At 54.0% G+C, this 13,183-nt stretch carries 9 protein-coding genes; 5 read left to right on the top strand and 4 right to left on the bottom strand.

Annotated features, from left to right (window positions below; genetic code table 11):
- Positions 1-64 precede the first annotated feature (64 nt).
- From GVI59_RS07820 to GVI59_RS07810, 3 genes are all read left to right on the top strand, one after another.
- Positions 65-1,354, top strand: coding sequence for a tetratricopeptide repeat protein (locus GVI59_RS07820; RefSeq protein WP_173573723.1), 1,290 nt, complete (start codon positions 65-67; stop codon positions 1,352-1,354).
- Positions 1,355-1,667: 313 nt separating this feature from the next.
- The gene (locus tag GVI59_RS07815) at positions 1,668-3,134 is read left to right on the top strand and encodes a glycosyltransferase family 2 protein (RefSeq protein ID WP_173573722.1); all 1,467 of its coding nucleotides are present in this window, start codon (positions 1,668-1,670) and stop codon (positions 3,132-3,134) included.
- 716 nt (positions 3,135-3,850) lie between these two features.
- On the top strand, positions 3,851-4,837 hold the full coding sequence (locus GVI59_RS07810; protein ID WP_173573721.1) for an alpha/beta hydrolase: 987 nt from the start codon (positions 3,851-3,853) through the stop codon (positions 4,835-4,837).
- Between the two features lie 51 nt (positions 4,838-4,888).
- On the opposite strand, the gene GVI59_RS07805 is transcribed toward GVI59_RS07810, so the two are convergent.
- Together GVI59_RS07805 and GVI59_RS07800 are read right to left on the bottom strand one after the other, a co-directional pair.
- Positions 4,889-5,356, bottom strand: coding sequence for a hypothetical protein (locus tag GVI59_RS07805; RefSeq protein ID WP_232878246.1), 468 nt, complete (start codon positions 5,354-5,356; stop codon positions 4,889-4,891).
- A gap of 229 nt (positions 5,357-5,585) precedes the next feature.
- Positions 5,586-7,448: an N-acyl-D-amino-acid deacylase family protein gene (locus GVI59_RS07800; RefSeq protein ID WP_173573719.1), complete on the bottom strand. Its 1,863-nt coding sequence runs from the start codon at positions 7,446-7,448 to the stop codon at positions 5,586-5,588.
- A gap of 238 nt (positions 7,449-7,686) precedes the next feature.
- Here GVI59_RS07800 and GVI59_RS07795 point away from each other — a divergent pair, with 238 nt between their 5' ends.
- Together GVI59_RS07795 and GVI59_RS07790 are read left to right on the top strand one after the other, a co-directional pair.
- Entirely contained in the window at positions 7,687-8,577 is an 891-nt protein-coding gene (locus tag GVI59_RS07795) for a 4-(cytidine 5'-diphospho)-2-C-methyl-D-erythritol kinase (RefSeq protein ID WP_173573718.1), read from the top strand.
- 103 nt (positions 8,578-8,680) lie between these two features.
- Positions 8,681-9,118 carry a hypothetical protein gene (locus GVI59_RS07790; protein ID WP_173573717.1) on the top strand — a complete coding sequence of 146 codons (438 nt, stop codon included), beginning with the start codon at positions 8,681-8,683 and terminating at the stop codon, positions 9,116-9,118.
- A gap of 121 nt (positions 9,119-9,239) precedes the next feature.
- Here the strand turns inward: GVI59_RS07790 and GVI59_RS07785 are convergent, their stop codons facing one another.
- Positions 9,240-11,210, bottom strand: a complete 1,971-nt coding sequence (locus GVI59_RS07785) for a glycosyltransferase (RefSeq protein WP_173573716.1) — start codon at positions 11,208-11,210, stop codon at positions 9,240-9,242.
- A 10-nt stretch (positions 11,211-11,220) separates the two neighbouring features.
- Complete coding sequence (locus tag GVI59_RS07780; RefSeq protein WP_173573715.1) at positions 11,221-13,074, bottom strand: Hint domain-containing protein; 1,854 nt, start codon at positions 13,072-13,074, stop codon at positions 11,221-11,223.
- Positions 13,075-13,183: the final 109 nt, after the last annotated feature.

Raw genomic sequence — 13,183 nt, 5'->3', positions numbered from 1 at the left:
GTTTTGTTTGTGCACTGATCTCTGTAATATCGCTTCGAAAGATTTAAACGCAAAGGCCTGAAGAATGACTGTGAATACTGAGTTAAAAGAGGAAGAAAAATCCCCCGTCTTCAACAAGGCCATGTCGTTCATGGAAGATGGCGACTATGAAGAGGCGTGCGAGGTCTTTGCCATACTGGTCAAGAATTTCCCTGATGACGCCGGATTGTGGTGGCAGTATTATTCGGCCCTGAGAAGAGCGCGTCTGGATGATGAAGCAGACAAATGCGCTGACGATTTTGTAAGACTGTTCCCGGATGATGTCGGCTTCATTCTACAGTGGACACGCTGCACGGACGCCCGTGCTGACTGGAATGAATCGCTCAGACGTCGTGAGCTGATGCTCAAGAAGCACAACCCATTCAGCAATATCCACTTTTTGCCTTTGGTCACCGAGTGTTTTCTGCCTCTGGTGGAAACCAAAAATTTCCCTTACCTCAACAGGATCGTCACCCAGTACTGGGAACTGTTCTTTGTTGATGGCAAATGCGGAGCAGCCGTCTATTACGCGCTGGAAGCATTGGGAGATTACAAACGCCAGATTGAACTTTGTGACCGGCTTCTTTCGACGATTGAGGACGGCTCCTCCGCCATTGAAGGCGTGGATTACAGAAATCTGCGCGCGCTCGCCATGTCAGCCTTTAATTACCACACCCTTCTGAGCGCGCAGAAGGAAAAGGTCAGCGTTCTTTCGCTCGGCCAGAGCTGCCTTCCCTATACCCTCGCCAATCGCTGGGGGCTGATCGATTATGCTGGTGATGCTGACATCACGATCTTTGATCTGGGAGCGTTTAGCCGAAATTCAGCAGCCGAGGCCATCAGGACCGATTTTTCAAGCTATCTGCAGCCCGAGAATTATTATCAGGGCGTTGACCCCTCTGGCGCTCCCCAGATGTTCCACAGACCCTCAGGCGTCCATTTCGGCCATGAGCGTGGGCGGACAATTATCGGAGATGATCAGGCGGCGTTTCATAGTCTCATAAGACGCAAGGTCGATTCATTCTCCCGACGCTTCAACAAGGGGCACACCCTTCTTGTCTTCGGCATGGTTGGAGAGTGTGATCTTCCGAAGTTCATGGAAGACATGAATCCGATCCTTGTAGAGAAAAAGTCCAGGCTTCTTGTCCTCAATCTCACAAGAGATCATGTTGCATGTCCGGAACACTCAAATACAGCCTATATTCATATTCCATTTCCAGTTGACTATAACTGGAATGGAATAAATGATTATACAACAGACCGCGGAATAGCATTTGATATCCGTGTGACATCTGCAATTCTGAGACAGATGGAACTTGTAGCCAATCAAATCTAGTTTCAATTCCACCTCTTTCCATTTCTGGATGGGAAGAGGTGGAACTTTTTAATATTAACTATGTTCGTGTTGTGATTTTATTTTTAAATCATTGAAACAAAAGAAAACTTGCACACAATAAATACAGAAATATAGGTGTGTAATATTAATTTTATAGATAAAGTAATTCAACAAAAATATACACCTCAAAATATAAACCAATAAAAATACAAAATTTATCAGACTGTATTTTCATAATTTTGATTTAACAACATTATTCATCTTGAATGAAATCAGATATTTTTTTATAATTTCCCAAAATAAGGGTCCTGGTATGAAAATCGCCTGCGCATTGTTTGTAAAGAACGAAATTCACGATATTACGGGTTGGATTGCCTGGCATTTTGCTATTGGCATCAATCATTTATATATATTCGATGATCATTCGGATGACGGCACATGGGAAGTCATCCAGTCAGCTGCGCAAATATATTCCATCGAGAGCTACAGAACCAACATAAAAGCGGAAAGCAATTTTTACATTCGCCAAGGCCAATGTTTCAACAGTGCCGTTGAAAAGGCCAAGGGTGTTTTTGACTGGCTCGGATTTCTGGACGGCGACGAGTATCTGTATATAAACAGATTTTCCAACGCTGCGGACTTCTTCTCCCAGAAAAAATTCGAAAACGCAGACGGAATAGCCATAAGCTGGTGCGTGTATGGCAGCAATGACAAAGTCATTGCGAACAACAAGCTCAACATTGATCAATTCACAAAATACAATGTCACTCCACCCGATCCTGATGGGTTCGGACTGGTCAAAAGTTTTGTTCGTCCGGAAAAGGTCGACCTGCGCTACTCAAATCCACATAAACTAAACGTCGATGAAAAACATTACGTCCATGAAAATGGTGAAGTTATTGAATGGAGAGGCACAACAAAGAAAATAAACTGGGAACATGCGAAAGTAATGCACTTTATATGCCGAAGCATGGAGCACTATGTTTCGCGCATAAAAAGACGGGTTAATTCAGATCTGTCAGACTCCATAGGCTACTGGAATCACTTCAACGTTAATGATGCAGATGATTTTGCGCCCCTATCCTTTTCCCAAAGCGCAAGAAGCATCATGTATAATATTAACAGAGCAAGATTCTTCAATGCTCTTAAATACGCATGCGTATTTCCTTACAAAAATCACAAAGTAATTTCTCTTTCAGACCATATCGTCTACAAAACTGAGCCCGCAAACGATATGGATGTCTTTGAAATCAGGAACACACATGGTGATTTCCTGAGTTTAAATCAGTCTGGCAGAATTTCGAGCGAACCCGGCGAAAGGGTTTATCTTTGCAAACTGAAAGGGGATAACAACTTCTATAGTTTCTTTCAAAAATCATGTGACAGTATAGTTATTTCAAATGATACTGGCGGGCTGTCATCTTTCTGTGTCATCGTTGAGGATACGGGCGACGGCCATGTTTCGATACGCAACCCCTACGAATACAACTACCTGACATCTCCTCCAAGTCATTGCGACAACAAGGAAGTGACTTTCTCTGCAAAAAAAGTGCTTCATTGGGAGAAATATACTCTGGAAAAAATCGACTATGACGGAAAAGCTCCCTATTCATCTGTAAGCATAAACAGCGAAATCAGCATTGATGATTTCATTCATATTTTGCGTAACAATATAGGAACAATGTCAGTTTATGATTTCTGCATGTGCTTCGCGGCTGTCATGGATACAGACATATCCACGTTAAAAAGCTGCATGCGCAATCTTATCCCTTATACGTGATGACAGTTTGACATTCATGCTTCAGACAGCCGAATAATGGAACATTGCCCTAGGGGTTTTCGGAACTTGTTCGGCTGATCTTCTGATGTATATTGTAATTATCAATTATTACTCATTATTTTTCTTGAATTATTTATTTTCTTACAAACAACAAGCAAAACATAACAATCTGACGGATCATCTTCCAGTAAATCGAATACAAACAAGCCCGTTGAACGATGTCTGTTTCCTGAGAGATGGAGAGAAGTTTTACAAACCTCTCACTTTGAAATCTGAGGGATATTTCATTTTCCCGAATGCGCCGGCAAGACAGATGGGCAGAATTGAAAAGATGACTTCCATAGGGAGAAAGAGCGCCTGTAACTCAAGACCTCATCCAATCTGTTCGCTTTCTGCCAAGTCCGTTATCTGAAGCAGCAACTCTATTCATATATAATCGCATATTCTGAACTCTGCTTTCCATTCGAACAGCGCGCCACCGGTCAGAACATATAACCCAATGACTCACCCTCAGAATCTGGAAAACACGCGATTGAAAGCGCGAATCACCGCTTCTCAGAAGCAGCATAATGCTCAAAGCACAAAAACGTTCATTTGACGGCTGCCAGGCCGGATTTCATGGTTTATCCACAGATGCCACACAACCAACTTATTTGACTGCCAGCAACAGCCTGTGAACAACCATCTTCAGAAATGCTGAGGACTCTGAATAGTATATGCTGTTGAAACGCAGGCTTTTCACGCTGAACGCCGCCGCCACACTGACGGCTCCGCTGTTAAGCAGATGCTCTCCTCCTTCCTACGATTTCCACTCAGGCAGGACAGGATATCCGGAAGAAGCCCTGCCTGACGGTGATCTGCATATTCCCCTGTGGAACGGCGCGCCTCCGGACGGCGGCGGTCCTCAGGGGGAGCCCAGACTCTCGCCTCGTGGCGCGCTGACCAACATTGCGACCCCGACACTGAGTGTTCATCGCCCGGAACATCCTAACGGAGCGGCCGTCATTGTGGCAGGCGGCGGCGGGTATCGTTATATCCAGATCAGGAAAGAAGGTGTCCTCCCTGCCCGCTGGCTGACCTCCCTCGGCATTACCGCTTTTGTCCTCCTCTACAGACTTCCCGGAGAACACTGGAAAGACGGTCGGATGGCTCCGTTTCAGGACGCCCAGCGTGCGATCCGTCTTGTGCGTGGCCATGCAAAGACATTCGGAATTGATCCATCAAGGATCGGTGCACTCGGGTTTTCCGCAGGCGGCCACCTGATGGGAACATGTGCGATCCGCCCGAAATGGCAAACCTATCGTCCCGTGGACATGTACGACAGTGTACCCACCACGCTGGCCCTCAGTCTGCTCGCCTATCCTGTTGTCACTCTGGAACCACCCTACCAGCGCACGGGCACGCGACGGATGCTGATCGGCGACCATCCAACCGAACAGGCCAGTATCGACTGGTCGATGCAAACATATGTAAAGCCCGGCGATCCGCCCTTTTTTCTCGTGCAGGCAGCGGATGATCGCATCGCCAGCGCCGAGAACACCGCCATTCTTGAAAAAGCATGTAAGAACAACGATGTTGACGTCGTCAGATATCTCTTCCGAGATGGAGGACATGGCTTTGGTATGGGGCGTCCCGGCACGCAAACCACTATCTGGCCGGAACTGGCCCGCGAATGGATGCGTCAGCGGCATTTCATCTCCTGATATCAGGAGAATTTCAGATGCATCCCACAAACCGGCAGACTGGACACATCGTCAGTCCGGCAACTCGACATTCTCAAGCATTTCATAAACATGACCGCCAGCATTCCAGCCCCACACAGAAAACGTAGGAGCCGTTTCCTGAAAAGCCAGATCATTCACCTTGCCATGAACCGATGCCAGCACCGCAACACTTGTTGCATTATCCTGCCAGATCACCCGGTCATTTCCATCCAGAACGGTCAGGCTGCTTTCGCCCGCGCCATAGCAGGCGCTGTCCTGCACAAACACAGCCCGCACATCAGGCAATGCCTTTCCAAGGTCCAGCGCAATACTGCGCGGTGTTACCGGATGATTGCAGTCGTCAACATACCTGCCATCCTGAAGCTCCAGATTGGCCACGCTCCTCAGCCTTTCAGAACTGGAGACAGGAACAGGTTTCGCATCCTTGACAGTCAGAACTTTCGCCTTCCTGACCAGCCGGACGTAATCCTCGGCATGCGCCGGAACAGCGATGCTCATCACAAGAGCTCCCGCCAGAACGCCAAGCCACCTCATCGAATGCCCTTTCAATCTTCTTATTATGTCGCTGCTGGACACATCTTCCTGCACAGCATGGCATAAACTGCATGAAGCTTACAGGCCGGGGAACGCCCTGTCAGTATCCCCTGCGACACCAGTCATTTTAACACAGAAAAATCATCAACAAAGGCGACTACAGGCTCTCCTGTGAAGAACAGAAAATCCTCTTTCAGCGGGCGCGGAGAACAGCGCCGTAAGACGCCTTACCCAGATCGTCAGCATAACTGCCTTCCACCCAGGCCCGCCGCCCTGACACCATGACTTCACGCACTACACCAACCGGCCTGTTAACCATGGCACGACAGCCCAGTTCCGACCGCTCCTGTAATTCACACGTCTGTTCCGGATCCCACACACGAAGCGCTTCCGGATCAACGACACAGAGATCCGCCCTGACTCCCACACGGACCACGCCGACATCCAGTCCGAAAAACTCCGCCGGAACAGAAGTCAGGCGCATGATGCTCTCGGCAACACGGGCCAGTCCCTCCTCCTGCGAGATCTTCAGGGTACGCAGGTTGCCATCGTAAAAGGCGATATTGGCAAGATGCGCTCCGCTGTCATTGAAACCCGGCAACGTCATGGGATGAAACAGAAGGTATCTGAGGATATCAGGATCATTATTCGCAATGACTGTCTCCCAGCGCAGCGCCGTATCCCATTCACGCAGCAGAAACAGCAGAAACTGGGCATCGTTTTTTGCAGCGGCTGGCACTTTCCGGAACAGTTCTTCTTCGGCGGCATTCTCCGCTCCGTAACGTCCCCGGGACGTCCGCCACAGCTTCAGTCGTCGATACGGCTCCTGCAGCGTCTTTCCGGACCAGTGCGGCAGGGGACATTCCACGACATTCATAGCGGCCAGAGAGCGGCTCAGAACAACATGATCGAGACGCAGCCAACGCAGCAGCCGGGCAAGAGAAAGACCTTTCCGTCCCTGCATCCACATCCGGCAAAAAGCCTTTTCCCACTGTGGATCATTCAGAATCCGCAGCCGGCCTTCCCGGTCATCCAGCTCCAGTTCATTGAGCGCCCTGAGTTCCGGCAGTTCATCCGCGACCGGATTGATGGCTCCATCGCTCCAGATCCGGAACGGCCCCGACAGAGCCTGAAAATGAAAGTGTCCGCCAACGATTTTTGAATTGAGGATACGGGCCAGCATGAGACAAAGTCTGTAAGCCGACTGATTGGTTCGCAGATCAAGAGCCGCCAGAACGGATGTTTTCAGTGCACGCCTGTAAAGACGCCGACTGGTCAGGAGAAATCCTTTGACCGCAGCAATAATATCATCCTTCGGCGGTGTCGCCTGCCAGACCCGCCCAAAACTCCGGACGACGGACAGAAGACGCTTCAGTTCTGAAAACTCGGCGTATTGAGTCGGAATTTTATTTTTCTTGTGGGGCGCGTTTGCGAGAAAATGGAAGGGCAACGCATCCGTGGACAGACCGACATAACCCTCTTCCATGGCCGTTTCCACCAGTCGTTCCATCTGGCGCAATTCTGCAGGTGTTGGTTTACGGGAGATCGACCCGTTCAGCCCCATCACCTCGATCCGCACCATGGAATGCGGCAGGAGAGGTGCGACATTGACACCAAGAGGAAGCGCCCTGAGGTGATCCAGATAAGCTCCGGAACTGTCCCACGTACAGTGTTCCGCAACCTTTTCCAGCACAACACGGGGGATATTTTCCACCCGGGCGAAACAATCCACAATAGGATCCTCGCCATTGCGCCGCTGGTTGCCATAGCTCACCCCGATCGAGCAGTTACCGATCACGACCGTGGTCGTACCGTGGCGGACGACTTCAGGCAGTCCGGGCGTCAGCTCCACTTCCAGATCGAGATGGGTATGGATGTCCAGCATGCCCGGCATCAGCCAGAGACCGCGGCACTCGATTTCCACTGCGTCGTCCGACACAGGGAGAGTTTTCCCAATAGCGGCGATGAGACCGTTCCGGATGAGGACATCGGATTCGACAGGCGCGCCCCCAAGGCCATCAAACAGGGTAGCGTTTCTATACACAGTCTCAGACAATCCGGCCTCCAGCTAGTCGCTGCCCGTGACTGAAACCGGCTGACTCTCACACGTCATACCTGCACGTAGCGATGCCATTCTACTGAAACAGAACGCTAAATAAGAGCAATAGTTTCGTTTATTCTGAAGCAATCTACGGAAACCACTCCTTCCCGAAACCAGCATGTTCATCTCTCGCGCCATCTGCCAAGCTGCGCTAAACCTGTGCGCGCCGATCCCACAACAGCCGGATGACCCCGTGAGCCTCACAGAAACAGCCCATGCGAAAATCAATCTCTACCTGCATGTCACGGGCAAACGGCCGGATGGCTACCATCTGCTCGACAGTCTCGTGGTGTTCGCAGGGGCCGCAGACCGCCTTACCCATGAAGCCTCCGAAGCACCGCTGTCACTCGAACTGACCGGACCTTTTGGCCAAAAACTCGCCTCGGAAGCCACGGACGACAATCTTGTCATACGGGCGGCCCGTCTGCTGACCCAGGGCATGGACACCCCACTCACAGGCCGTCTCATCCTCGAGAAAAACCTGCCGGTCGCCTCCGGTATCGGTGGCGGATCAGCCGATGCCGCCGCGACGCTCCGTCTTGTGGACCGGGTTCTGGCGCTCGGCACGCCGGAACCGCGCCTTCTGTCGATCGCAGAACAGCTCGGAGCGGATGTGCCTGTGTGCCTGCTCCAGAAACCGACCCTGATGCGCGGCATCGGCGAGCAGCTTGATCCCGCGCCCGCTCTTCCGGCCTGCGGAATACTGCTTGTAAACTGTGGTGAGGCCGTTTCCACGCCCGCCATTTTCAAGGCGCGCAACGCCGCTTTTTCCAGTGACGCCATCCTGCCAGCCGCATGGCCGACTGCCGCCGCCATGACGGACGATCTTCAGCGCCTCAGCAATGATCTGGAGCCACCGGCCTGCGCCCTCCGCCCGTCGATCAGCATTGTTCTGGACGCCATCGGCGCTTTGCCGAACTGTCTTCTCAGCCGGATGAGTGGTTCGGGCGCAACCTGCTTTGGCCTGTTCGATACGGCAGAAAGCGCGGAAGCCGCCGCAACCCAGCTCAGGCAGGAGCAGCAGAATGACTGGTGGATCTGGGCTGGCCCTGTTCTGCCTTCTCCTGATGCGCCCTCGGCCTGAAAGAGCATTTCTCTCAGAGAGAGAATGGCTTTATAATATGCGAGAGACCACCTGAGATATCGGTTTCAGGTTACCTCGATCAGCAGGAAAGCCTGACGGAATAATGAGCAAGAAAACGACGCCAACGGAAACATCGGCTCCTGCGGAACGCGTCAAAGATCCTCATATCCATATCGCAGCATCCGAGGACTTCAAGCAGGCGACCCTGACCATCACCTCAGGTCGCAAGAAAATCGTTCTGGATCTGAATGCCGCTCAGGTTGCCGATCTGATCACGGGACTTGGCGCGGTTCATCAGGCCATGATCGGCACGAACATTCCGCCTATTGAAGGGGTGCCGTTCACGCCGGTGCGTCGCACCAACTGGGCGCTTCAGCTTGATCCGGAGTCTCAGGGCTCCATTCTCGCCTTTCAGCATCCAGCTTACGGCCCAGTCGGCATCGCCATGGCGCCAGCCGATGCGGCCAAGGTTGCGCACGGCCTGTCATTGCATCAGCAGCTCAATGCCGCGACCCTGAAAGCCTCGGGCCCCGCCAACTGACCATCCCCCTCTTTTAATAAACCGGGACCAAAGGGGCTACGTCTCTTTGTGGGTGCAAGCCAAGCCCCGGAAAGCGACATGTTTTGAAGCTTTTTGCAAAAAGCTTCACCAAAACTTCTGATTACAGGCTCCCGCTCTTCATTCCCTTTTCAGCGAAAGCGGCAGAGAGAGCCTGCGCCATTTCAGCTTCCACCGATTTTTCCGAAAAAGCTTCCCTTAGCAGTTTTCGTCCCAGAGCAGACTGCTCTTTCAGCCCATCTTCATCGGCCCATAAGGCCATAATCCCGGCAACAAACGCCTCCGTTTCCGCAGGCGTCACACAGGAACGCTGCCCATCCAGAAGCGGCAGCCCCTCCGCCGCCATCGGCGTCATCAGAACCGGGACGCCATGCGCCCAGCTTTCCAGAATCTTGCCCTTGATGCCCGCACCAAAACGGAGAGGCGCCACCATCAGCCGCGCCTGTGCGAAAACACTAGAGATCTCCGGCGCATAACCCGCGAATGTCAGCCCATCACAGGCGAAGGACAGGGTTTCCGCCGTCATGCCCGAACCGAAAACCGTGATCTCCAGAGCGGGATTCAGATGCCGCAGGGCGGGCACAATCTCCGTAGCCAGCCAGCGGACAGCATCCCGATTGGGTGCGTGACCAAAATGGCCGAGAAAAACGATCCTGTCCCGTTTTGCCGAACGATACACCGTCTTCCCGACAGGAACCGCCCAGCGTACGGTGACAGCGGCGCTGGACGGCACACCTTCCCGGATACGCGCCGTCTCTTCATCCGAATGGGTGAGCACCACATTGGAACGCCAGGTCACCATCCGTTCCCGCGCCTCACTCTGGGCGGCAAGAATGTTCAGTTCAGGCCGCTGCTCGACCTGCGCCTGTCGCCGCAGACGGAGACTGTCGATGTCCGCCACGGACCAGATAATCCGCGCCATCGGACAGAGACGTCTCGCCAGCTCCAGATAGGCCGACGCATTGCCGAGGCGATGCAGATAGATGAGCTCAAACGCCTCGCCCGCCTGTCTGAGAATGGCCTCGACCGACTCCCATAAGGGCGGCCTGAGAACTGTAATCCCCTGCTCTTCAAGCAAAGCGAGAACATCCTCACGACAGCCGGGAATGAGGCTTGGCGTAAAAAATACTTTCAGACCCGCCGCCTGTAGGGCTTTCATGTGCGCCAGCAACGCCACCGAGGCCGCATCGCGCCGTGCATCAGGGGTCTGATCGTCAATCACCAGCACCTGACGCTGCACCGTGACGGCACGATTGCCCTCCTGCCGACGCAGACGACGAATTTCACGCCGGGACGCCAATCCCAACGTGCCTTCCGCATCCTTCCTCCTGAGCGTCTCCACACAGGACGCCAGAAAATCGGCAGCCGTCCGGATCTTCCCTACATCGCGCAACCCACCAATTTCGCGACGGGCGAGATTCATCATGGCCTGATCGAAAAAGCCCTCTGCCGCTGGCAGAATTTTTGCACCTTCCGGAAAAGGCGCACCTGTATCAGGGCGGATTTCGACAGTATGCGCCGTGAGCGGGTCCGGTGGAGACGTAAACAGAAACTCGAAGCCATAGCGCCCGCTTCCCAAACCCAGATCACGAAGATCGCGGCGGAAGCTGTTGGCTTTCAGAAAGGCGGCTTCCTGCCCGTCGAGCAGAACTGTCACCCCAACGGCACGCTCGGGCCGATCCTCGTCGCGTATCCACCCGGCGACCCGCTCGTGATCGAGAATGTCGATCGCACCCCGCATCCCCAGCACGGTCTGCTCATCCGTCGGCGCGGGCACGAAAACCGGAGAGCCACTGATCTGCTCTCCGTTCGGAAGTCTCACTTCGATCCGTGAAAAATCGTTCTCCGGCAGCGGCGGCACCCAGACATGACGAAAGGCGCAATAACCATCGCTATGACCGGGCTCCACAAGGTCTTCGCGCCAGCTTTCGGCGGCCAGTTCCGCGACCTGCACCCCATCACGGAAAACTGCGAGCGGGACGGGCGTAAACGGGTCCGCCTCATCCCTCGCCCATCCTTCGATGACATAGCGGTCCGCCCGATCAAGAAAGGCGCGATAGAGCGGACCGGTCATGGAGGCTGGCTCAGGCCGCTGCCTTCATGGACGACACAGCCCGCAGCGAGAACGCGCCGCTCGCCGTCGTGACCCCGCGCGGCAGACCGAACGTGAAGCCGTAGGCAGCCGCACCGTTGCTCACCACGCCGCTCGGACCGTCGGCCAGCGTCATGCCAATCACACGCCCGTTCAGCAGCACTTCCAGCGCCACAGGCTCGGACGGCGTCAGCAGGTCAACAGCCCAGCCGGACAGCTGACGCTCCCTGTCGGAAGCCAGCAGGCCCAGCCGCACAGAGCTGCCGGTATGGGCCGACAGACGCTCGCGGATATGCTCCAGCACCGTGCCGTCTTCCAGACGAGGAGCGCAATAGACCGCCTCGACGGTCTTCGCCTCCGGATACAGCTCCGCAAACGTGCCAGCGTTGTGGAACATGCCGCGTGAGCCGTCATCAACGAAGCTCTCGGACGGCGCGCCCTCGGCCAGCAACAGATCGTGGCTTTCAAGCTCGACATGGATGTATTCCACCCGCTCGCCGATGCTGCCGTAATGGATGGAGCCGCCATTCACCAGACAGTGTGCCGGGATCAGGTACCCTTCCACGAACATCGCGTGCAGCGGAGAAACTGTCAGCGCCCGCTTCGGCAGGTTGTGGCCCAGAGACCCTTTCTCGAAGGTCACAGGGATCAGGTCCGGATTGCCGCGGGCGAACACGCCGTCATAGGCGCGGCGACCGATCCAGCGGATGGGACGCAGCGCGCCGGACGCCGTGCGGACCAGATCACCGATTTCCAGCGCCTCGACGGGAGTTTCGCCTTCCGCCGTGGCGATCAGCGTGCCCGGGCAGTAGCACGGCGCGGGCGTGCCGTAATCGATCAGCGTGCTGCCATCAGTGTCGGTCGTGACGAGCAGTTTGGTGGGATCATAGACGCCGTCAAACAGGATCGTCTCGCTCACACCGTCGCGGGTGATCGTCAGTCTGTTATCGCCGCTGAATGTGTAATCCGGTGTCCCGGAACCAGTCAGGTCCGTGATGTCGATCGTGCCGCCATTGAGCGCGATCCGGTCCGTGAACAGCGTGTCTTTCGACACGTCCAGCCTGCCGCCGTTCTCAAGCGTGATGTCCGTCAGCGTCGCGCCACTGCCGGCGCTCAGGACACCGCCGGAGCCGACATCCACGTCGATCGCCGTGCCGCCAGATGTGACGAAGGATGAACCGTAGGCGTTGATGGTCGTATCGACGGCTGAACCACCAGAGGAAACAATCTGTTCTCCGCCACTGTTGACCGTCGTATCGCGTGCGATGCCGCCACCGGAGACGACCTGCTCAGAGTAGGCATTTAACGTTGTGTTTTTCGCCAGTCCGCCAGACTCAACATATTGCGTCGCATCAGCGGCGGAATAGGTAATCGGTGTGTAACCCCAATAGGGATCATTCTGGTTAGGAAGAAAACTGCCATCCGGCGCTCCCGCAAACGTCGCGCCGTAAGATTCTCCGCCAGCATGAATATACTGGCTCGCTGAATAGACTTCAGCGCCGCCGCCCCATCCATGAACGTTATTCTGTATTTCTGCGATGGTCGTGGAAAAAACGGCGCTGGTGCTCAGCCCGTACACATCTTCCTGCACTATTGCATTACGGACAACGACACTGGCTGAATCGGCTGGAGTGACCGACGTGAAAAAGGACGCTCCTCCTGATTCTACAATCAGGTCTTCTCTTGCGTAGGTCTCTGCCGAAGCCCCCAGAACAGCAGACGTCACCACACCTCCGCTTCCAACCGTGGTGACAAGCTCCCCATTTCCGGAATCGACATTCTGCGTCACATCCCCGGAACTGGTGGTTGTGCCCGAAACAGACCCGCCATTCGTTACGCTCGACATCAGGGTATTCCTCAAACCTGTCTGATGCGCCCACAGCCGAACCGTTAACAAAATGACATGGACGCCAATATTTAGTTACATATTAACATAAAGCGCCATCTCAAAAAAG

It is taken from the genome of Acetobacter sicerae (genome assembly GCF_011516765.1).
GTDB classification, from domain to species: domain Bacteria; phylum Pseudomonadota; class Alphaproteobacteria; order Acetobacterales; family Acetobacteraceae; genus Acetobacter; species Acetobacter sicerae.
Note: the sequence above shows the minus strand (reverse complement) of the source record. Positions and strands in the feature narration are given on the sequence as shown.

What these genes read in the sequence shown, in the direction of transcription:
- GVI59_RS07820 (WP_173573723.1), top strand. Translation starts at nt 65, where the DNA reads ATGACTGTGAATACTGAGTTAAAAGAGGAAGAAAAATCCCCCGTCTTC.
- GVI59_RS07815 (WP_173573722.1), top strand. Translation starts at nt 1,668, where the DNA reads ATGAAAATCGCCTGCGCATTGTTTGTAAAGAACGAAATTCACGATATT.
- GVI59_RS07810 (WP_173573721.1), top strand. Translation starts at nt 3,851, where the DNA reads ATGCTGTTGAAACGCAGGCTTTTCACGCTGAACGCCGCCGCCACACTG.
- GVI59_RS07805 (WP_232878246.1), bottom strand. Translation starts at nt 5,356, where the DNA reads ATGAGCATCGCTGTTCCGGCGCATGCCGAGGATTACGTCCGGCTGGTC.
- GVI59_RS07790 (WP_173573717.1), top strand. Translation starts at nt 8,681, where the DNA reads ATGAGCAAGAAAACGACGCCAACGGAAACATCGGCTCCTGCGGAACGC.
- GVI59_RS07785 (WP_173573716.1), bottom strand. Translation starts at nt 11,210, where the DNA reads ATGACCGGTCCGCTCTATCGCGCCTTTCTTGATCGGGCGGACCGCTAT.
- GVI59_RS07780 (WP_173573715.1), bottom strand. Translation starts at nt 13,074, where the DNA reads ATGTCGAGCGTAACGAATGGCGGGTCTGTTTCGGGCACAACCACCAGT.